Source organism: Rhodococcus sp. 11-3 (assembly GCF_023704055.1).
Classification (GTDB): domain Bacteria; phylum Actinomycetota; class Actinomycetes; order Mycobacteriales; family Mycobacteriaceae; genus Rhodococcus; species Rhodococcus aetherivorans.
In genome coordinates, this window is the sequence record NZ_CP080406.1 from 4464585 (window position 1) to 4485590 (window position 21006).

General features: G+C 71.3%; 19 protein-coding genes. 13 read left to right on the forward strand and 6 right to left on the reverse strand.

The features are described from left to right. Positions 1-12 precede the first annotated feature (12 nt). Together KZJ41_RS20665 and KZJ41_RS20670 are read left to right on the forward strand one after the other, a co-directional pair. Positions 13-474 (forward strand): SRPBCC family protein, encoded by a 462-nt coding sequence (locus tag KZJ41_RS20665; protein ID WP_102800053.1) that lies wholly within the window; start codon positions 13-15, stop codon positions 472-474. A gap of 5 nt (positions 475-479) precedes the next feature. Beyond that, positions 480-1514, forward strand: a complete 1035-nt coding sequence (locus KZJ41_RS20670) for a tocopherol cyclase family protein (protein WP_251549499.1) — start codon at positions 480-482, stop codon at positions 1512-1514. Positions 1515-1597: 83 nt separating this feature from the next. Here the strand turns inward: KZJ41_RS20670 and KZJ41_RS20675 are convergent, their stop codons facing one another. After that, the gene (locus KZJ41_RS20675) at positions 1598-2860 is read right to left on the reverse strand and encodes an ROK family protein (RefSeq protein ID WP_251550991.1); all 1263 of its coding nucleotides are present in this window, start codon (positions 2858-2860) and stop codon (positions 1598-1600) included. 419 nt (positions 2861-3279) lie between these two features. Here KZJ41_RS20675 and KZJ41_RS20680 point away from each other — a divergent pair, with 419 nt between their 5' ends. The 3 genes from KZJ41_RS20680 (at position 3280) to KZJ41_RS20690 (ending at position 6107) form a co-directional block, all read left to right on the forward strand. Further along, positions 3280-4236 (forward strand): TauD/TfdA family dioxygenase, encoded by a 957-nt coding sequence (locus KZJ41_RS20680; RefSeq protein ID WP_043803264.1) that lies wholly within the window; start codon positions 3280-3282, stop codon positions 4234-4236. A 62-nt stretch (positions 4237-4298) separates the two neighbouring features. Next, positions 4299-5048, forward strand: a complete 750-nt coding sequence (locus KZJ41_RS20685) for an SDR family NAD(P)-dependent oxidoreductase (RefSeq protein ID WP_006946542.1) — start codon at positions 4299-4301, stop codon at positions 5046-5048. A gap of 6 nt (positions 5049-5054) precedes the next feature. Further along, complete coding sequence (locus KZJ41_RS20690; RefSeq protein WP_185712917.1) at positions 5055-6107, forward strand: DUF2804 domain-containing protein; 1053 nt, start codon at positions 5055-5057, stop codon at positions 6105-6107. A gap of 10 nt (positions 6108-6117) precedes the next feature. On the opposite strand, the gene KZJ41_RS20695 is transcribed toward KZJ41_RS20690, so the two are convergent. Further along, complete coding sequence (locus KZJ41_RS20695; protein ID WP_373566443.1) at positions 6118-7293, reverse strand: Ig-like domain-containing protein; 1176 nt, start codon at positions 7291-7293, stop codon at positions 6118-6120. Positions 7294-7359: 66 nt separating this feature from the next. Then, on the reverse strand, positions 7360-8406 hold the full coding sequence (locus tag KZJ41_RS20700) for a UDP-N-acetylmuramate dehydrogenase (RefSeq protein ID WP_072635775.1): 1047 nt from the start codon (positions 8404-8406) through the stop codon (positions 7360-7362). Positions 8407-8477: 71 nt separating this feature from the next. Here KZJ41_RS20700 and KZJ41_RS20705 point away from each other — a divergent pair, with 71 nt between their 5' ends. The 3 genes from KZJ41_RS20705 to KZJ41_RS20715 all read left to right on the forward strand — a co-directional run bounded on the left by KZJ41_RS20705 (position 8478) and on the right by KZJ41_RS20715 (position 10392). After that, complete coding sequence (locus KZJ41_RS20705; protein ID WP_006946535.1) at positions 8478-8981, forward strand: DUF2505 domain-containing protein; 504 nt, start codon at positions 8478-8480, stop codon at positions 8979-8981. 64 nt (positions 8982-9045) lie between these two features. Beyond that, on the forward strand, positions 9046-9552 hold the full coding sequence (locus tag KZJ41_RS20710; RefSeq protein WP_251549502.1) for a DUF2505 domain-containing protein: 507 nt from the start codon (positions 9046-9048) through the stop codon (positions 9550-9552). Positions 9553-9558: 6 nt separating this feature from the next. Continuing rightward, a complete protein-coding gene (locus KZJ41_RS20715) occupies positions 9559-10392 on the forward strand; it encodes a hypothetical protein (protein WP_006946527.1) in 834 nt (277 codons plus the stop codon). On the opposite strand, the gene KZJ41_RS20720 is transcribed toward KZJ41_RS20715, so the two are convergent. Further along, a complete protein-coding gene (locus KZJ41_RS20720) occupies positions 10338-10955 on the reverse strand; it encodes a type IV toxin-antitoxin system AbiEi family antitoxin (RefSeq protein WP_029545192.1) in 618 nt (205 codons plus the stop codon). The two genes, KZJ41_RS20715 and KZJ41_RS20720, sit on opposite strands and share 55 nt — an antisense overlap. 103 nt (positions 10956-11058) lie before the next feature. Between KZJ41_RS20720 and KZJ41_RS20725 the strand changes: the two genes are divergently transcribed. Continuing rightward, positions 11059-11796, forward strand: a complete 738-nt coding sequence (locus KZJ41_RS20725; RefSeq protein ID WP_006946526.1) for a DUF2993 domain-containing protein — start codon at positions 11059-11061, stop codon at positions 11794-11796. 39 nt (positions 11797-11835) lie between these two features. Here KZJ41_RS20725 and deoC read toward each other — a convergent pair whose 3' ends face one another. Next, on the reverse strand, positions 11836-12501 hold the full coding sequence (gene deoC, locus KZJ41_RS20730) for a deoxyribose-phosphate aldolase (RefSeq protein ID WP_006946525.1): 666 nt from the start codon (positions 12499-12501) through the stop codon (positions 11836-11838). Between the two features lie 64 nt (positions 12502-12565). Here deoC and KZJ41_RS20735 point away from each other — a divergent pair, with 64 nt between their 5' ends. Further along, a complete protein-coding gene (locus KZJ41_RS20735) occupies positions 12566-13090 on the forward strand; it encodes a GNAT family N-acetyltransferase (protein WP_072635778.1) in 525 nt (174 codons plus the stop codon). A 74-nt stretch (positions 13091-13164) separates the two neighbouring features. Here the strand turns inward: KZJ41_RS20735 and KZJ41_RS20740 are convergent, their stop codons facing one another. Next, a complete protein-coding gene (locus KZJ41_RS20740) occupies positions 13165-16584 on the reverse strand; it encodes a serine/threonine-protein kinase (protein ID WP_251549504.1) in 3420 nt (1139 codons plus the stop codon). A 488-nt stretch (positions 16585-17072) separates the two neighbouring features. On the opposite strand from KZJ41_RS20740, the gene KZJ41_RS20745 reads away from it, so the two are divergent. Genes KZJ41_RS20745 through fdhD form a run of 3 tightly spaced genes read left to right on the forward strand, consistent with a single transcriptional unit; the run spans position 17073 to position 20910 of the window. Further along, the gene (locus KZJ41_RS20745) at positions 17073-17690 is read left to right on the forward strand and encodes an MBL fold metallo-hydrolase (protein WP_006946520.1); all 618 of its coding nucleotides are present in this window, start codon (positions 17073-17075) and stop codon (positions 17688-17690) included. Then, positions 17687-20098, forward strand: coding sequence for an FdhF/YdeP family oxidoreductase (locus KZJ41_RS20750; RefSeq protein WP_232334172.1), 2412 nt, complete (start codon positions 17687-17689; stop codon positions 20096-20098). The genes KZJ41_RS20745 and KZJ41_RS20750 overlap by 4 nt, the downstream gene beginning before the upstream one ends. Beyond that, on the forward strand, positions 20086-20910 hold the full coding sequence (gene fdhD, locus KZJ41_RS20755) for a formate dehydrogenase accessory sulfurtransferase FdhD (protein WP_006946513.1): 825 nt from the start codon (positions 20086-20088) through the stop codon (positions 20908-20910). The genes KZJ41_RS20750 and fdhD overlap by 13 nt, the downstream gene beginning before the upstream one ends. Positions 20911-21006: the final 96 nt, after the last annotated feature.

Sequence of the window (21006 nt, forward strand, 5' to 3'; positions counted from 1 at the left end):
AGAGGAGCGCGAATGGGCCACCACGTCGAGCTGAGCCGTTTCGTCGACGCACCACCCGACCGGGTGTGGCGGGTGCTGACCTCCGTCGACTCGGCCCCGCAGATCCTGAGCGGGGTGCAGGGTGTCGAACGGCTCGCGGGCGTCGGCTACGAGGTCGGCACCCGCTGGCGCGAGACCCGCACGATGTTCGGCAGGGCCGCGACCGAGGAGATGACCGTGACGGCCGTGGAGCCGGGGCGGCACACGGCCGTCGAGGCCGAATCCGGCGGTGTGCGCTACCGCACCGAGTTCGACGTGGCCCCCGAGCAGGCCGGCACGACGCTGACCGTGCGGTTCTCGGCCGACGCCGGCCGTCCGGGACGGATCCGGCGGGCGCTGACGGCGCTCGTCGCTCCCCTGGCCCTGCGGGCGACGCGTAAGGCGCTGCACCAGGACCTCGACGACATCGCGGCCGCGGCCCGGGCCGGGATCTGAGCGTCGTGTCGCTGTGCTCGAGCTACCGCGCCACCGGCGCCGACCTGCCCTTCGGTGATCCGCTGGCGGCGCACGACGTCGCGATGGAGGGGTACTTCTGGCGGTTCACCCAGCCCGGGACCGGACGGGTGGTGATCGCGCTGTGCGGCGTCAACCGGGCCGCCGACGGGTCGTGGGCGACCCTCGGCGTGGCGGCGCACCCGGGCGGATTCCTGCGTACGACGGCGCATCCGGAGGGGTTCGCCGACCCGCGGCGGCTCGGCGCGTCGGCGGGCACGGCGTTCCGCGGGGAGCCCGACCGGCTGCGCGTGGACCTCGGCGACGACGCACGCCTCGATGTGCGGGTGACGGCGCCCCGGCCGTGGCCCCGCCGCCGGTTCGGCGGATCCAGCGTCTTCCACGCGGTCCCCGCGCTCAACCAGTACTGGCACCCGTGGCTGCTCGACGGGCGAGCCGAGGGCGAGGCCGTGCTCGGGGGCGAGACGTGGAACCTGGACGGCGCCCAGGTGTACGCGGAGAAGAACTGGGGCCGAGGCGGATTCCCGGAGTCGTGGTGGTGGGGCCAGGCGCACGGCTTCACCGACTCCGCCGCGTGCGTCGCCTTCGCCGGTGGGCAGGTCCACGCCGGACCGCTGCGGACCGAGGTGACGGCGGTGGTGGTCGCCCTGCCGGACGGACCCGTGATCCGGCTGGGCAACCCCGTGGTCTCCCCGGTGCGGGCCCACGTCGCCGACGAGCGGTGGTCGCTGTTCGGGCGCGGGCCGCGGTGGACCGTCGAGATCGAGGCGACCGCCCCGCTGAGCGCCGCGCACGTCCTGCCGGTTCCGCTGCCCCTCGAGCGCCGCAACGTGCCCGGCGCCCTCGAGCACCTCGCGGGCTCGCTGAGCGTGACCGTCCGCGACCGCGGCACGCTGGTCTGGGCGGACGAGTCGCCCCTCGCGGCGCTCGAGCACGGCGGTCTGGCCCGCGCGCGGGCCGAACTGGACCGGCGGGGTGCGCCGGCGGACGCGACGGACGGCCCGCCACTGCACGGCGGCTGACCGGCGGCCCCGCATCCGCGCGCCTCCCGGTCGTCCGCGCGTGAAATCGAATCGTCTGCGCGGATAGCCATTCCGTGCGCGTATCAGACCAGCGCCCGGCGCATCGCGCCCAGCGGATCGGAGTACAGCGAACTCAAGGACACCACGCTCGCGGCGTGCGCCTGCACTCGGTCGCCGAATCCGGTGACCCGGACGTCGGCGCCCGACGGCGACGCGAGCGCGCGCGCGACGTGCGGTGCGGCCTCCGGGTACGCGGTGAACGCCTGGCCGCCGAGGATCACCCGGTCCGGGTTGAACAGGTCCCGGAGCATCGCGACGGACCGCCCCAGCACCTGTGCCCGCTCCACGAGGATCTCGTGGGCCTCGTGAGAACCGTTGCGGGCCAGCGCGTACAACGCGGAGACGGACGTGGCGCCCGCGTCGAGCAGGCCGGCGGCCCGCGCCCGGGTCAGCACCGCACGGTCGGCGACGGTGGCCTCGAGGCATCCGCGGGCACCGCAGGCGCACGGCACGGACGATCCGGTGGGCAGGTGCGACACCGAGCCCGGGCCGCCGCGCGGTGTGTGCACCCGGCCGTCGAATGCGATTGCGATACCGACGGTTTCGCGAGCGTAGAAGTACAGGGTGGCGCCCTCGACATCGGCGGTGTCGCGGTCGGGGGTGAGCAGCAACTCGGAGGCGGCCATCGCCTCGACGTGCGCGGCGACGGAAACCGGCAGGCCCAGGCCCCGGCTCACCATGGCCCCGACGGGCGCATCCTCCCAGCCGAGCCGCGGGTGGTCCACGGTTCCGGTGACCGAATCGACGCGGCCGCCGAGCGCGACGCCCGCCCACAGCGGCGTGCGCCGGTGCCAGCGCGACGCGAAGGCCCTGGCGCTGCTGGTGATCGCCCCGAGCGCCGCCTCCTGGCCGCCGCGCGGAGTGGGGATCTCCACCGCGCCGATCACACGCCCGCGCAGGTCGCTCGCGACGATGCCGGTGACGGCCGCACCGATGTGGATGCCGACGGTCAGGTAGCGCTCGTGGTCGGTCTCGAACGGCACCCGGGGCCGGCCCACGGCACCGGACGCGGTCAGATCCGGCCGCTCCCGGAGCAGGCCCGCGGCGAGCAGCGCCGAGACCTGCCGGTTCACGGTGGCGATGCTCGCGCCCGTCGCCGTCGCCGCCTGGTCGCGGCAGATCGGCCCGCGCGCCGCGGCGACCCGGAACACCGCGGCGGCGGTGCCGTCGGCGACCTTCAGCTCGGGCGGCACGATCTGCACGCGCGTCGTCGATCGCACCCGGGCGGTGGCACTACGGGAACGGACGCCCGATCCGAAGGTCGGGCGAATAACATTGGTGGACAGGACATTTGACGTAGCTACTGCAGTCACTGCGGCTCTTCCTCGAGATCGGGTCCGCAGACCCGGGGCGTGGCAGGGAGGCGCCGATCCGCTCGATCGTGAGGCAGAGACCCACCGGCCGACGGCCGGGGAAAACGAAGCGGGGCGCGAAGGGCGGTGTCAGCGACAACACAGTTCGCGCGCCAGCGGCAGCCGCGAGCCCAGCGCGGCGGTCACGTAGGTGACCCGCGGAGCACGGAGACGGCGAGCTGGCATATCCGCAACCTAGCCGCCGCGCGCCACTGTGTCCAATCCGCACGGCGTCCGATCCGCACGGCGACGCGGCGGCAACGGTCCCGATCACGGTGACGGAAACCCTTACGCCGGCCCGCCGCCGGTGATGAGGTCGACGGCACCAACGTTCGATCTACGAAAGGTCCTCCATGTCCGTGGATTTCGATACCCGCACCGCCTCCGCTCGCGACGTGTCCGTGGTCCGTCTGGGCGGGCACATCGGGGCCCGCGTCGACGGCGTGCGGCTCGGCGGCGATCTCGACGAGGCCACCGTCGAAGCGATCCGGCGCGCCCTGGCCGAGCACAAGGTGATCTTCTTCCGGGAACAGCACCACCTCGACGACGCGTCGCAGTACGCGTTCGCCGAGTTGCTCGGCACGCCGACCACCGCGCACCCGACGGTCACCTCGCGCGGGGCGCACGTGCTGCCGATCGACTCCGACTACGGCAAGGCGAACAGCTGGCACACCGACGTCTCGTTCGTCGACCGCATCCCGAAGGCGTCGATCCTGCGCGCGGTGGAACTGCCCGCCTACGGCGGTTCGACCACGTGGGCTTCCGGGGTGGCGGCCTACGAGGGCCTGCCCGCCCCGCTGAAGACCCTGGCGGAGAACCTGTGGGCCACCCACACCAACCTGTACGACTACGCCGCCGAGAGCGCGGAGCAGCTCCGCGACGGCGCCGACGAGCGGGTCGCCGAGTACCGCGCCGAGTTCCGGTCCGAGTACTTCGAGACCGAGCACCCGGTGGTGCGCGTGCACCCCGAGACCGGGGAGCGGTCGCTGCTGCTCGGCCACTTCGTCAAGGGCTTCGTCGGGCTGAGCGGCCGGCAGTCGCAGGCGCTGTTCCGGCTGCTGCAGGACCACCAGACCCGGCTGGAGTACACCACCCGCTGGAACTGGGCCGCCGGGGACGTGGCGGTGTGGGACAACCGCGCCACCCAGCACTACGCCGTCGCCGACTACGACGGCCTGCACCGTCGCCTGAATCGCATCACCCTCGCCGGGGACGTCCCGGTGAGCGTGCACGGCGAGGCGAGCCGGTCCGTCGCCGGCGACGCGAGCGCCTACTCGGTCGTCGAGGTGCCCCGCCCGCTCGCGTCGTGACGGGCGCCGCGGTCGCGCGGACCCCCGCGCGACCGTATCCGGGGCACCCTAGGATCGCCTGCATGACGATTTCTCCCGATTCCCGCGTGGCCGTCGTCACCGGTGCCTCCTCCGGCATCGGCGAGGCCACCGCCCGAACCCTCGCAGCCCAGGGCTTCCACGTCGTCGTCGGCGCTCGCCGCGTCGACCGGATCGAGAAGCTCGCGGACGAGATCGGGGGCACGGCCCTCGAGCTGGACGTCACGGACGAGGACTCGGTGACCGCCTTCACGACGGTGCTCCCCCGGGTGGACGTGCTGGTCAACAACGCGGGCGGCGCCAAGGGCATGGCCCCGGTCGCCGAGGCGGACCTCGACGACTGGCGCTGGATGTGGGAGACCAACGTCCTCGGCACCCTGCGGATGACGAAGGCCCTGCTGCCGAAGCTCGTCGACTCCGGCGACGGCCTGATCGTCACGATCACGTCGGTGGCGGCGTTCCATGCCTACGACAACGGCGCGGGCTACACCTCCGCCAAGCATGCCCAGGCGGTGCTGCACCGCACGCTGCGCGGTGAGCTGCTCGGCAAGCCGGTGCGCCTGACCGAGATCGCGCCGGGTGCGGTGGAGACCGAGTTCTCCCTCGTGCGGTTCGAGGGGGACGCCGAGCGCGCCGCCAAGGTGTACGAGGGCATCACACCGCTGGTGGCCGAGGACATCGCGGAGATCGTCGGTTTCGTCGCGTCGCGCCCGCCGCACGTGAACCTGGACCAGATCATCGTGCAGCCGCGCGACCAGGCCGGCCCCATGCGCTTCCACCGCACCGCCGAGTAGGAACCGGTGGGCATCGAGAGGGACGCCGGGCAACGCCGCCTCTCCCCGGGGCCGTTGCTCGACGTGCGGGGCCGTCTCGCCGAGGCCGGCTGGGCCGGCACCGAGGTCCGGGCCTACGACCGGTCCCGGGTCGCGGCACCGCGGTGGCGGATCAAGGAGTGGGACTACTACTGCGTGCTCGCCGACGGCGACGACGGCCCGTTCGGTCTCGCGCTGACCGTCGCCGACAACGGCTACATGGGCCTGCTCGGCGTGAGCTGGCTCGACCTGGCCGGCCGTGCGGACACCACCGAGAACGCGATGATCCCGTTTCCGCTCGGACGGTTGCGGTTGCCCGCCTCCGCGGACGCGGGCGATGTGGTGGTCGACCGGCGTGGAATGCGCCTCGAGTTCCGGCACGAGCGCGGCGCCCGGCGGCTGATCGTCCGGCATCCCGGATTCGCGGGCGGGCGGGGCCTGTCGGGCGAGGTGGTGCTCACCCCGCCCGGTGCCGAGCGGATGGTCGTCGCGATCCCGTTCCCCGGCGACGAGCGGGCGTTCTACTACAACCAGAAGATCCCCGGCCTCACCGCCGCCGGCACCATCACGGTCGGCGGCCGCGAGCACACCTTCGACCCCGCCTCCGCGTTCGGGGTGTTCGACTGGGGCCGGGGCGTGTGGACCTACGACAACACCTGGTTCTGGGCGTCCGCATCGGGACGGCACGAGGGGCGTCCCTTCGGGTTCACCGTCGGCCACGGCTTCGGCGACACCGCCGCCGGAAGCGAGAACATGCTCCTGCTCGACGGCATGGCGCACAAGCTGGAACGGGTGCGGTTCCATCTGCCTCACGGCACCTACGACGGCGCGCCGTGGCGGTTCTCGAGCAACGACGGCCGGTTCGAGATGGGGTTCGAGCCGATCCTCGACCGCGCCGCCGACGTGAACGCCCTCGTCCTGCGCTCGACGCAGCATCAGGTCTTCGGCCGGTTCACCGGCCACGTCACGCTCGACGACGGTGCCCGGCTCGAGGTGCGCGAGCTTCTCGGATTCGCCGAGAAGGTGCGCAACCGCTGGTAGTGCGCCTTGCCTACAGCGCGGACATCGACTGCCAGGTGGGCCAGTCGATCGCCCAGTCGTACAGGTCGCCGTCCGCGGCGGACAGCTCGATCGACGTTCCGGACACCTCGACCGGGTCGCCGTACATCGCCGTCGCGAAGTACTCCTGGGCGTCCCCGAGCGAGAGGTTGATGCAGCCGTTGGTGACGTTGGTCGCCCCCTGCTGGCCGAGGGTCGCGGGGTTGGCGTGGATGAACTCGCCGTTGTTGGAGATCCGCACCGCCCAGCGTTCCCGCACGTTCTCGTAGTACGGCGGGTTGGACATCAGGAAGTCCTCGTGCTTCTCGGTGACCACGTGGACGCCGCTGCGGGTGACGTTGCGGGCTTCGTTGCCCTGCCCGTAGCTCACCGGGATGTCCATGATCGTCACCCCGTCACGCACCACCTGCATGCGGTGCGACGTGGCGTCGGCCACGACGACCTGGCTCCGGCCGACGGTGAAGTCGAGGGTGAGGTCCTCCGCCCCGTAGGCGCCGTCGCCGTAGTCGAGGCCGTAGAGCCGCGCGTCGAGGTGCACCGCCGTGCCCGGCGTCCAGTACTGCTGCGGGCGCCAGTGCGCGCGGGCACCGCCGTTGTCGTCGGGCAGCCACGCCCAGCTGCCGACGGTCGGCGGGTCGGTGCCGACCACCATGGCCTCCTCGACGGCGGCCTTGTCGGTGATCGGGCCGTCGAACTGGACGATGATCGGGGCGGCGATCCCGACCGGCTGCGCGTCGGCGATGTTCAGGTTCGCGGAGACGACCCGGTCGGGGTCGACGGTGTCGAAGCTGCCCTCGACGGCCACGGCCGCGCCGTCGGAGCCGACGGCCGTGCCGGACCAGCGGTAGGTCGCGCCGTAGCCGAGCGGTTCGGCGACGGTGTAGCTGCGGCGGTCGGCGGCGAGGGCGCCACGCACGACGGTGCTCGTTCCGACGTTCGTGAGGGCGACGTCGGTGAGCTCGCCGTCGGTGACCGAGACGCGGATCGGGGTGGTGGGGTTCACGTCGGTGGCGCCGTCGGCGGGGTCGGTGACGATCGACACGACGGGCGCGGTGCCGGTGGGAACCGCACTCCCGCCGGGGCCCGACGAGCACGCCGCGAGCACCGCGACGAGTGCGAGCAGCCCGAACCACAACAACCGACGACTTCGTTCACCCAGGTGGAGCACTCCGACGAGGGTACGCCCGCCGCGCGGTCGCGTCGCAGCGCGGCGGCAGGTCCGGCAGACCGGCTCTCAGATGAAGCAACCCACGGTGACCGGCTCCGGCTCGAGCCGCACACCGAACGCGTCCTGCACGCCGTCGCGCACCTCCCGCGCGAGGGCCACCAGATCGGCGGTGGTCGCGGTGCCGCGGTTGGTGAGCGCGAGGGTGTGCTTGGTGGACAGCCGCACCGGCGCGCCGGGGCCGGGGAAGCCCTTGCCGAACCCGGCCCGCTCGATCAGCCATCCCGCGGAGAGCTTGGTGCCGCCACCGGCGGGGAACCGCGGGATCCGCACGTCGGGCCCGACGCGTTCCTCGACGGCCGCGAGCACGCGGGGCAGCTCGTCGTCGGCGAGCACGGGATTGGTGAAGAACGATCCGGCGCTCCAGGTGTCGGGGTCGTCCGGGTCGAGCACCATGCCCTTGCCCCGGCGCAGGGCGAGCACCTGCTCGCGGACCTCCGCGGCCGGGCGTCGCTCGCCCTCCTCGGCGTGCAGGGCCGACGCCAGCTCCCGGTAGCCGATGGGGGCGCTGGCCCCGTCCGGCCGCACGGCCAGGTCGACCTCGAGGACCAGGGCGTCGTCGGAGTGCTTGAGGACACTGGTGCGGTACCCGAGCCCGAGGTCCTCGGGGCCGATCCACCGGACGTCGCCGCTGGTGCGGTCGAGCAGCCGCACGGCCCTCAGAATCGACCCGACCTCGACGCCGTAGGCGCCGACGTTCTGTACCGGGGTCGCACCCGTGGAGCCGGGGATGCCGGACAGGCATTCGAGCCCGCCGAGGCCCGCCTTCACGGTCAGGGCGACGACGTCGTCCCACCCGGCGCCGGCCTCGGCGCGCACGGTGTCCTCCCCCGGCTCGATCCCGGTGGTCGCGATGCGCACGACCACACCGTCGAACCCGGCGTCGCCGATCACCAGGTTGGAGCCGCCGGCCAGGACGAGGGTGGGGACGCGTGCCGCGTCGAGCAGGCGGACGACCTCGACGAGGGTGTCGGTGGTGGTGCACTCGGCGAGCAGCCGGGCCGGACCGCCGAGCCGCAGCGTGGTCAGCGTCGACAGCGGCACGTCCTCGGACACGGCGGCGCCCGCCTCGACGAGTTGGGCCCCAATACGCGGATCAGACACCCGCAAACGGTAGCGTGCCGACCATGGGCAGCCGCATCGACCATTACTCGCACTACGCGTTCCCCGTCGCCACGGTGCACGCGGCGCTCGTCGACGAGAACTACTGGCGGAGCCGCCTGGCGGAGATCGGCGGGCCGGGCGCGACGCTCGAGGACGTGCGCACCGGTGACGGGACGATCGACCTGCACATGACCCAGTCCATCCCGGCCGAGCACCTGCCGAGCTTCGTCACCAACTTCCATCCCGGCGACCTGGTCATCCATCGGCACGAGTCGTGGCAACCGGTGACCGGGGACCGCGCGACGGGCCGCTTCTCCGCGCACGTGGACGGGCTGCCGGGAAAGGTGGACGGCACCTCCACGATGGCGCCGGACGGCGCGGGCACCATCGTCGAGATCGACGGCGAGGCCGAGGTGCGGATCCCGTTCCTCGGCGGCAAGATCGAGGGCATCATCGTCGAGCAGATCGTCGAACTGTTCGACGTGGAGCGCACCTTCACCGCGAAGTGGCTGTCCGAGCCGCACTGACGAGGCCGTTGCGGGACGGTGACGATTTCCGTCGTTCGGTAACGAACCGGTAACCTCGCATGTCATGGCCCGGCGAATCGACTACTCCGCCCGCTATCCGTACAGCCCGGAGCAGGTGTACGAGGCGCTCTCGGACCGCGCGCACTGGGAGGCGCGCATCGTCGAGATGCGCAAGTACTCCGAGAACCACCTCGCGGAGTTCGAGGTGTCGGACGACGGCATCGACCTGGTACTGCACCACGTCCTGCCGCGCACGGAACTGCCCGAGATCGCCCAGACGGTGATGAAGAAGGACATGGTCATCACCCGTAAGGAGACGTACACCCCCTTCGGCGACACCATCACCGGCAGCTACCAGGCCTCGGTCCCCGCAGGTCCCGGCAGCCTCACCGGCACGATGGAACTGTTCGCCTCGGGCGGCGGCAGCACCCTGCGCACCACCTCGGAGGCCAAGGTCTTCCTGCCGTTCATCGGCGGCAAGCTCGAGCAGCTCATGCTCGTCAACCTCGTCGACCTGTTCCGCACCGAGGCGGAGATCACCGCCGGCTGGCTCGCGCGCCGGTTCGGGTAGTCCCCTGTGCGCGCCCCGCGCCCGGAAGGTGTCGTCACCCGCGGCACCACGGGCATCAACCGCCTGCGCCGCAGCGACCGCTGGCTGATGCACCACCCCGACGTCGCCCGCGTCCTGCACTCCCGGGACGACGCGCTCGTCGTCGACCTCGGCTACGGCGCGATGCCGGTGACCACCCTCGAGCTGGCCGCGCGGCTGCGCACGGTGCATCGCCGCCTGCGGGTGGTGGGTCTCGAGATCGATCCCGACCGGGTGGTGCCGGGGCGGGACGGCGTGGAGTTCGCCCGCGGGGGCTTCGAGCTGGCCGGGCTCCGGCCGGTGCTGATCCGCGCGTTCAACGTGCTGCGCCAGTACCCGGAGGAGGCGGTGGCGCCGGCGTGGGATCGGCTGCGGTCCGGGCTCGCGCCCGGCGGGTTGCTGCTCGACGGCACGTGCGACGAACTGGGCCGGCGGTGCGCGTGGGTGCTGCTCGACGAGCACGGCCCGCGCACGCTCACGCTGGCGTGGAGCCCGTTCCACTCGGACACCCCGTCGGACCTGGCCGAGCGTCTGCCGAAGGCGCTGATCCACCGCAACGTGCCGGGGGAACGGATCCACGAGCTGCTGCAGGCGGCGGATCGGGCCTGGGCGTCGGCGGCACCGCACGCGGCGTTCGGACCGCGCGTGCGCTGGCGCGCGACGCTGGACCTGTTGCGCGCCCAGGGCGTGCCGGCGGCATCGCAACGCCGGCGGCTGCGGGACTGCGTGCTGACCGTGCCGTGGGACTTCGTCGCCCCGACGCAGGCTCAGCCGGCCGCGAGCAGTGCCAGCTCGATGCGGTCCGCGACGGCCGCGGGCTGATCGGCGACCGCGGCGTGCAGCTGCGCCGAGGTCACCCGCCCGATGGCGATGGCGTCGCCGACGAGTTCGTCGAGGACCTCCTGGGAGACCCCACCCGCGGCGAGGTCGACGGCGGTCCGCGCGGGGGTGGTGATGCGGAAGCACCCGACCTGCTCGCAGTCCTGTGCGCGCAGCTGCCGGTGGTGCAGGGCGAGCCGGTTGCTCGGCACGGTTCTCTGGTCGGCCGTCGACAGGTGCAGGAAGCGGGGTTGCAGGTGCCCCATGCCGTGCAGGTCGGCGGCGCTCTGGTGCGAGACCACCGCCGCGCCCTCGTACCAGGCGCACCACTGCGCGAACTCGTCGAACTTCGTGTGCGGGCTGTCGCCGAGCCGGAACAGGTCCGATTCGATCCGGACCCAGTGCCCGGCCGCGATCCGGCCGACGAAGTCGATCGTGGCGATGCCGTGGGCAATGGCCTGGCGCGCGGTGAAGAAGCCCGCCTGCGCGAGCGCGGTATGTCGCAGGGCCTCGTCCGGATCCACCCGGCCGGAGGCGTCGTGTTCAGGTTCCGTCCAGCCCGTCATGCCGCCACAGTACCCGAACAACTGTGTCCCACCTCACACTTTCTGGTAGTGGGACCGCATCTTCACAGACCTTCCTCAGAGTTCTTCGGAACAATCCCGAACCATGACGAACCGGAAGCGCATCCCCTTCGCCGCCATCGGCATCGCCCTCGCCGTCGCGCTGGTCGCGGTGCTCGTCGGCGCCGAGGTGTACGTCCGCAACCGTGCCACCAACTGCCTCGCGCAGTCGTTCGAGAGCGAACTCGGCACGAACGTCGACGTGGATCTCGGGTGGAAGCCGGTGCTGCTCTCGCTCGTGGACAAGCAGGTCTCGTCCGTCACGCTCGACAGCGACGACACGGCGTTCGGCCCCGCCCAGGAGATGCAGGTGCACGCCGTGGTCCGCGACGTGGATCTGCGGGAGAGCGCCGCCGGGGCCGGGACCATCGGCAGCTCGAGCGCCGACGTGGTGTGGCCGTCGTCGGGCATCCTCGCGACGGTGCAGACCCTGCCGCTCGGCTCGCTGATCACCGACGTCACCCCGGACGCGAACGCCGGCACCCTCCGCTTCACCGTGGGCGGCGCGGACCTGGTGGAGCTGACCGTGCGGCCGGAGGCCCGGAACGGGGCGATCGCCGTCGAGACGGTGGACGCGTCGCTGTTCGGCATCGGGTTGCCCACGGCACTGGTCGACGGCATCGTCCAGATCCTCACCGAGAGCCTGCAGCAGTACCCGCTGGACATGCAGGCGACGGCGGTGTCGGTCACCGACTCCGGTATCGCGGTGACGCTCGAGGGCGGCGCCTACACGATGCCGGAGGCCCCGGCCGGACAGCAGTCGCAGAACCAGCTCGACTGCTGAGGCCGCGGCCCGATACTCGCTGAGGCCGCGGCCCGGTGCTCACTCCGGCAGGTCGTCGAGCACCGCGCGGGTGCCGGACAGGCCGAGCCGGGTGGCGCCGGCCTCGATCATGGCCAGCGCCGCCTCGGCCGTGCGGATGCCGCCGCTGGCCTTGACGCCGAGCCGGCCGCCCACCGTCTCGGCCATCAGCCGCACCGCGTGCACCGACGCACCCCCGGCGGGATGGAACCCGGTGGACGTCTTGACGAAGTTCGCGCCGGCCCGCTCGGCGGACCGGCACGCCTCGACGATCGCCTCGTCCGACAGCGCCGCCGACTCGATGATCACCTTGAGCACGGGCTCGAACCCGATCGCCTCCCGGACGGTGAGGATGTCGGCGAGCACGGCGTTGAAGTCCCCGGCGACGGCCGCTCCGATGTCGATCACCATGTCGATCTCGGCGGCGCCCTGATCCACGGCGAGCCGGGCCTCGGCGCCCTTGATCAGCGAATGGTGCTTGCCCGACGGGAAGCCCGCCACGGTGGCGACGACGAGTCCGTCCGCCCGCAGCGGCAGCATCGACGGCGACACGCACACCGACCAGACGCCGAGCTCGCGGGCCTCGTCGACGAGCGCGCGCACGTCGGCCCCCGACGCCTCGGGCTTGAGCAGGGTGTGGTCGACCATCGCGGCGACCCGGGCACGGGTGAGGGTGGTCTCCGGCATACCCGTCAGCTTTCCACAGCGATATTCCGTTGCCCGGCCCGACGCCGGTGTCCACACTGCTCTCGTGTTCATCCGACGAGAACTTCCCGCCGACGTCCCCGCGATCGGCGACGTGCACCGCGCCGCATTCGCGCCGCTCACCCCCGCCGGCGCGGAGCCGGTCGAGCCCGGCCTGGTCGAGGCGCTGCGCGCCGGCCCGGCGTGGCTGCCCCGGCTGTCACTGGTCGCAACGGACGCCGAGGGCACGGTCGTCGGGCACGTGTGCGTCACCCGCGGCACGGTCGACGGCGAGCCGGCGCTGGCCCTCGGGCCGATCGGGGTGCTGCCGGAGTTGCAGCGCGCCGGCGTCGGGGGCGCTCTGATGCACGCGGTGCTCGGCGCGGCGGACGCCCTCGACGAACCGCTCGTGGTGCTGCTCGGGCACCTGGACTACTACCCCCGTTTCGGGTTCGTCCCGGCCGCCGAGCTCGGTGTCGAACCCGATGTGCCCGAATGGGCGTCACACCTGCAGGCCCGCGCGCTCACCGCCCATCGGCCGCAGCTGCGCGGGGTCTTCCGCTACGCGCCTCCGTTCTACGAGATCGGCTAGCCCGAGCGGGCCGTCGGGGCGGCAATCGCGGTGTCGCGATGCGCTCGATTCGGCGCTGCCCGGGGTGGGAGGACTCACGTGTTCTCCGGTGTTGCGGACGGCTGTGGTGCTGTGTGCAGCCGATCGAGGAAGTGGGCGAGGGCGGGGCTGATGCTGCGGCCGTGTCGTTCCGAACCGACCCGCCGAACGAGTTCTCGCACAACGGGTCCGGTATCGAGCACCGGCTGAACCAAACCCGACCGTGCACACTGCTCGAGGACGGGCAGTAACACCCGTTCCGCTTCCGGGAGTGAGCCGACCGTGACAAGGCACTCGGTCAGCAACAAGCGGACATAGAGGGATGCTCTGGGCCGGTCGGTGGCGCTGATCGACTCGGTGAGGATTCGGGCGCGCCGGCACGCGTGTGTCCGGTCACTGTCGGAGCCGGCGGCGAGCAGCAGCCGGATTGCCGCCTCTTCCGTGGTCTCGGCCGTGACCTGGGCGATCCCGTCAGGAACGTCGCTCGGAAGCCCGGGAGGAAAGGTGTCCGGGGAGACCTGCGATATCCCGATGCCCGTCCGGATGCGCTCGTTGGTGATGTACACCGCCAGGCGGGGCAGTTGCAGTGACAGCGCCAGCCGTTCCCCTTCAGCCAGTCGCTCGGCGGCCTGTTCGTGCTGCCCCAGGCGATGCTTCAGGCGAGCGCCGATGACGTACGTGGCGAGCATGAACTCGACGGTTCCGCCTTCGGCGCCGAGGCTGTAGCTCTCGTCGAGCAGGCCTTCGGCCTCGGCGAGGTTTCCCTGTTCGTACAGCAATTCCCCGAGGAGGGCACCGGTGAGCCGGGAGCTGTAGGAATTGTCTTCGTCGGAAGCGGTGGCCAGGTGCATGGCGTGGCGCAGGCTCGTCTCGGCGCCGTCGAGATCGAGTTGTTCCCGTGCGGCCACTGCATCGAGGCAATAGCCGTAGATGACACTGAACGGCCCGGAGGCGCGGCGGTGATGCGGGCGTGCCCATTGCTGCCAGCGCCGGGCCTCGTCGAAGTCGAACCGCTGGATCTCGCGGAACGAGGCCACATCCGCGACACCGCACAGAATCCACGGGCGGAGTCTGTCGGCGCGGGCGATACACGCCTCGAGTGCCTCGTCGAGGTGGTCGAGACGGTCGTCGAAGACGGTGATGGTGGCCCGGATGAGATCGGCCTCGGCTCGGGCGTCAGCCTCTTCGTCGCCGGGCACGGTCGGCAGCACTGCCTCTAGGCGGCTGAGGGCGTCGTTGGCCGCAGCGCGGTGGTGCAGCAGCGCGTGTGCCCAGGCCACCGCCAGCTGCAGGCGTGGCCGCATCGCGCCGGCGGTCGTCGGTAGCTTGGTCTCCAACCCGAGCAGAGTGTTCATCCGGGATTGTTCGAGCAGTGGGATTGCTTCCCGCTCGACCACGTCGATCGCCGCGTCGTCGTCGCCGGCGGCGTGGAAATGATCGACCGCCGCGCTCAACAGGTGTTGATCGGCGAACCATCGGGCCGCGGTCCGGTGCAGTTCGTGCAGGCGTTCCGGGTCGCCTCGTTCGAGCCGGCGGCGTAGATAGTCGGTGAACAGGTGGTGGTAGCGGAACCACTGTCCCTCCTCGTCGAGCCGGGTGAGGAACAGGTCCCGTTCTTCGATGTCTTCGAGCACGGCCTGGGCGTCCCGGCGGCCGGTCAGGGCGGTGGCCAGGGCTGCGCACGTGCGTTCGCTGACCGCGGTGGCCAGCAGGAAGTCGAGCAGGTCCGGTTCGAGGCTGTCGAGGACGTTCTCGGCGAGGTACTCGCCGAGAGCGCGATGCCGGCCCGACAGCTGGCGGATGACCGTCCGGGGGTCACGGTGTTCGCGTATTGCCAGCGAGGCCAGCTGCAGGGCCGCCGCCCACCCGTCGGTTGTTTCCTCGAGCTCGGCAACGTCCTTGTCCTCCATGGTCAATCCGGTGGTACCGGTGAGCAGCTGGCGGGACTCGTCGACGTCGAAGCGCAGTGCGGCGGCGTCGATCTCGATCAACTCGTTGTGCACGCGCAGGCCGCTCAGCGGCAGACCCTGCCGGGCCCGGCTGGTGACGACCAGCTGCAGGTGGTGGCACCCTTGCTCGAGCAGGAACCGGGCGATGGCCCGGCTGGCAGGGTTGGTCACCCGGTGCCAGTCGTCGAGGACCACCGCGATGTGCTGCCCGCCCGTGTGTGTCCGGTTGATGAGGGTGGTCAGCACGAACCGCTCGGCGCCCTCCCCGTGTGCCTCCAGGACACGGGTCAGCTCTCTGCCGAGCCGGGGCAGGGTCACCGTGACCGCATCGACGAGATGCGCGAGAAACCAGGCGGGGGTGTTGTCGTCTTCGTCGATCGACAACCAAGCGGTCTTGCCGCCGTCGTGCTCGAGCATCCGCACGTACTGGGTGGCCACGGTGGTCTTGCCGTATCCGGCCGGGCCGTGGATCAAGATCAGCCGTGCCCGGGTCGCGGTACTGAGCCGGTCGAGCAGCCGGGTGCGCTGCACCATCGCGTGAGCCGCGACCGGGGGGCGGTACTTGGTCGCCACGGCGGGCGGGCGAGCAGGCACGGACGCACCGGCCGAAGGGTCGAGGCGCAGATACGCCGCGGTCGCGGGGGATTCGCGACTTTCCGGCTGCGGTGGGCTCTCCTCGTCCCAGACCAACGGCAACGGCAGGTCGGCAACGGTGTAACCGAGGTCCGCCCCGGCGCTGCGCAGCGCCTCCCCCAACCCCGCCGCCGTGCCGAAGCGGTGGGCGGGCTCACGGGCCATCGCCTGCTCGATCACCGCACACACACCCTCCGGAACATCCCGCTCGCGCAGATCCGGGATCGGTTCGGTGCTGATCCGCAGCAGCTGCGCCACCAGTTCCTCCCCGCGGCGCCGCGCGTAGGCCGGCCGGCCGGCCAGCGCGGTGAACAAGGTGGCGCCGAGTCCGTAGACGTCCGAGGCGACCGACGGAGACTGCCCGTGCAGCAGCTCCGGCGCGGTGTAGGCGGGAGAGCCCACCACCAAGCCTCGCGTGGTGTCCTGCCGATCCGACAGCCGGGCGATCCCGAAATCGGTCAGTTGCGGTTCGCCGTACTCGGAGATCAGGATGTTCGCCGGTTTGACGTCGCGGTGCAGGACACCCGCCCGGTGTGCCGTCTCGAGCGCCCCGGCCATCTTGATGCCGATGTCGAGAACTTCGGCAACCGTGCGGGCCCCGCGCCGGTTGATCCAGGCCTCGAGGGAGTCCCGGCGGTGGAACGGCATCACGATGTAGGGACGCCCGGTACGGGTGACGCCGGCCTCGAGCACGTGCACGATGTTCGGATGCCCCGACAGCCGGCCCATCGCCTGCTGCTCGCGCAGAAACCGCACCCGGTCGGTCTCGTCCGGACTGGGGCTCATCACCTTGACCGCGACCACCCGGTCGAGGGCGGGCTGACGACAGCGGTAGACGATGCCGAAACCTCCCTGCCCTGCCACCCGCGGCTCGACGAAACCGGCCGCGCTCAACTCGTCCGCAAGCTCCCTCGGAGGCGGATCAGCGGGACGTTCGGCGGCGTCACCGGACACCGTGCACCCGGTCTTCGGACCGAGTCCGGCACGGCAGTAGGTGCACCACGGCACTCCCGGGAGCCGGTTCTGCCGGCCGGTGCTCTGCGGACTTGATCATGACGCCACCTCGGATTGCTTCCGATTCTAGGCGCCACCCGCAGAAATTCACTGGCGGTGGGGAACGCGAGGGCCTGGGCGCACTGCCCATCGGGAGAGGCCGATCTGATCGTTCGGCCAGTTCGTCGGCAAGTCGGCGGACTTTACGGTGGATCCGGCAACGACCGTTGACGGTCGGGCAGGACCAGCTGTGTTCGATGAAGATGCGAGGGACCACGTGTGCGATCGGAAGGCCTACCGCGGTGCGCGTTCCTGTGGTGCAGGCTCACGCCCAGGGGTATTCGGGTCGGGGACACGTGCAGTGAGCCGACCGACGGTACGAGCCTGACGTGAGTGAGGGTTTTCGGATCGACCGCGTCTGCGTTCGACGAGCACGGCCCCCGGGGCCGTTCTTCGCCGATCCCGGAGAAACGAACGTCTGGCTGGTCGGCGACGACCGGGACGTGGTGGTCGTCGATGCGGGTGGTCGAGCCACCGACATCGCCGACGCGGTCGGTGACCGATGTGTCACCGCGGTGATCTGCACCCAGGGTGGCCGGGCCCACGTCTCGGCCGCGGTCGACGTGGGCGTGGGACTGTGTGCTCCGATCCTGCTGCATCCGGCCGACCACGCGTTGTGGCAGGCGGTGCACGGGCAGCGTCGCTATTGGCGACTCGACGACGGGCAGCGCATCGCCGTCGCCGGTGACGAGATCCGGGTGCTGCACACTCCGGTCGCCACGCCCGGGTCGGTGTCGTTGCATCTTCCGCACCTGGGCGTGGTGTTCACCGGCGACGTCCTCCGGCACGGGTGTGAAGCGCCCGGACACACCCCGACGCCGAGCACGGCGCCCGGGCCACTGTCGGCGTTACCGGCCGACACCCGAGTTCACCCCGGCCACGGCGACAGTTTCCTTCTCGGCGAGGCGTTCTCGTCGACCGATCGATGGGTGCGACACAGCGCATGACGAACACCACGGACCGGCACGTCTTCGACGAGAACGACATCCAGATCACCGACCCCAAGTCCTACGCGGCCGGGGTGCCCGCGGTGCTGGTGTCGCTGCGTCGTGGTCTCGAGCAGATGGGCCCGCTTCGCACCGCCCGCACCCTGGCCCGGCTGAACCAGCGGCACGGCTTCGACTGCCCGGGGTGCGCCTGGCCGGAGACCCCGGGGCATCGCAAGGCCGCGGAGTTCTGCGAGAACGGCGCCAAGGCCGTCGCCGAGGAGGCCACCACCCGGAAAGTCGGCCCGGAGTTCTTCGCCGCCCATTCGATTCCGGAGTTGCTCGCGCAGACGGACTTCTGGCTCGGGCAGCAGGGCCGGCTGACGCATCCGATGATCATCCGACCGGGCAGGGCGCACTACGAGCCGATCGGCTGGGACGAAGCCTATGCGGTGATTGCCGAGCACCTGCGTGCCCTGCCGAATCCGGACGAGGCGATCTTCTACACCTCCGGCCGCACCTCCAACGAGGCGGCATTCGTCTACCAGCTGATGATCCGGTCCTTCGGCACCAACAACATGCCGGACTGTTCGAACATGTGCCACGAATCCTCCGGCACCGCCCTGACCGAGACCATCGGCATCGGCAAGGGCTCGGTGTCGGTCACCGACCTCGAAGACGCCGACCTGATCCTCATCGCCGGCCAGAATCCCGGCACCAACCATCCCCGCATGCTCTCCGTGCTCGAGAAGGCCAAGGCCAACGGCGCCACGGTGATCGCGATCAACCCCCTGCCCGAGGCCGGGTTGCTGCGGTTCAAGGACCCGCAGAAGGTGAACGGCGTGCTCGGTGACGGCGCACAGATCGCGGACGAGTTCCTGCAGATCCGCATCGGCGGGGATCAGGCCCTGTTCCAAGGGCTGGCCAAGCTGCTGCTCGAGGAGGAGGACCGTCGGCCGGGCACCGTGCTCGACCGCGAGTTCCTCGACAGCCGGTGTGCCGGGTTCGAGCAGTGGGCCGAGCACATCCGGGCCGTCGACCTCGCCACGGTGCTCGAGGCGACCGGCCTGACGCGCGAGCAGATCGAACAGACCGCCCGCGCCCTGATCGCCTCGAACGCCACCATCGTGTGCTGGGCGATGGGCCTGACCCAGCAGACCCACGGTGTGGCCACCATCCAGGACGCCGTGGCCTTGTTGCTCATGCGGGGGATGATCGGCAAACCCGGAGCGGGGGTGTGCCCGGTGCGCGGGCACTCCAACGTCCAAGGCGACCGGACGATGGGGATCTGGGAGAAGATGCCCGAGTCCTTCCTGCAGGCTCTGGACGACGAGTTCGGCATCCGCAGTCCCCGCAGGCACGGCCTCGACGCGGTCGATTCGATCCGCGCCATGCGCGACGGCGCCGCGCACGTGTTCATGGCGATGGGTGGCAACTTCCTCTCCGCGACCCCGGACACCGATGTGACCGCCGCCGCGCTGCGCAACTGCGCGCTGACGGTGCAGATCTCGACCAAACTCAACCGCAGCCACCTCGTGCACGGGCGCACCGGGATCATCCTGCCCTCGCTCGGCCGCACCGACAAGGACGTCCGCAACGGCCGCAAACAACTGGTGTCGGTGGAGGATTCGATGTCGGTGGTGCATCTGTCCCGCGGTGGCCTGACGCCGGCCGGCGAACAGTTGCGCAGCGAGGTCGCCATCGTCTGCGAGCTCGCGCAGGCGTTGTTCGGGCCGGATCACCCGGTGCCGTGGCGCGCGTTCGCCGACGACTACGACGCCATCCGCGACGCCATCGCCCGCGTCGTGCCCGGGTTCGACGACTTCAACACCCGGGTCCGCCGACCGGACGGGTTCGTCCTGCCGCACCCACCCCGCGACGAGCGCCGCTTCCACACCGCCACCGGAAAGGCGAACTTCGTCGTCAACGACCTCGACTGGGTACCGGTGCCCGAGGGCCGGCTGATCCTGCAGACCCTGCGCTCCCACGATCAGTACAACACCACCATCTACGGCCTCGACGACCGCTACCGCGGCGTCAAGGGCGGCCGGCGGGTGCTGTTCGTCAACGACCGCGACCTCGAGTCGTTCGGCTTCGCAGCGGGCGACCGGGTGGACCTGATCTCCGAATGGCCCCGCCCCGACGGCACCGTCGAAGCGCGCCGCGCCGACGACTTCCGGCTCGTCCCCTACCCCACCCCGGTCGGCAACGTCGCCGCCTACTACCCCGAAACCAACCCCCTGATCCCGCTCGACCACGTCGCCCGCAAGTCCAACACCCCCGTGTCCAAGGCCGTCACCATCCGCCTCGAAGCCCACACCCCTCGGCGCGAGGGCGCCGCGGCACCGGGCACGGCGCCCGGCCGGCCTTCCCCCGGATCACCCGGGCGAGGCGAACTGGTGCACCGGAGCGTCGCATGGGACGAGTAACCACCCGCACCCGCATCACCCGCATCCACGCGAACCGACAGTCGACACGCCCGGATACCGTGGTCGTCGAAGAGCCCCTCGAACTCAGGGTGAACGGCACCGCGCTGGCGGTGACCATGCGCACCCCCGGCTCCGACATCGAACTCGCCCAAGGCTTCCTGCTCACCGAAGGCATCGTCGGCGACCGCGGCGACATCGCCGCGATCCGCTACTGCCACAGCACCGACGAGAACGGCCGCAACACCTACAACGTCCTCGACATCGACCTCGCCCCCGGCGTCGCACTGCCCGAGACCGGCATCGAGCGCAACTTCTACACCACCTCCTCCTGCGGAGTGTGCGGCAAGGCCTCCCTCGACGCGATCCGCCAACGCACCCGCCACGCCCCCGCCGACGACCCCGTCGTCGTCGACCCCACCGCCCTGTCGGGCATGCCGCACACCCTGCGCGAGGCGCAGAAGGTGTTCGACCGCACCGGCGGCCTGCACGCCGCCGGCCTGTTCACTGCCACCGGTGACCTGCTCGCCCTGCGCGAGGACGTCGGCCGGCACAACGCCGTGGACAAGATCGTCGGCTGGGCCACCGAAAACCACCGCATCCCCGCCCGGGGAACGGTCCTGCTCGTCAGCGGCCGCGCCTCCTTCGAACTCGCCCAGAAGACGGTCATGGCCGGCATCCCCGTCCTCGCCGCCGTCTCCGCACCGTCCTCACTCGCCATCGACCTGGCTGACGAATCCGGGCTGACCCTGGTCGGTTTCCTGCGCGAGGACACCATGAACATCTACACCCACCCTCATCGAATCGGGGTGTGAGCAATCCGCAGGGTGCCCGTCCCCTCCGGCGAGCACGTGAAGGCCGCCGCGCCGCGCTCGTCGCACGGGCGCGAGCGGGCTGTTGTGGTGGCGAGC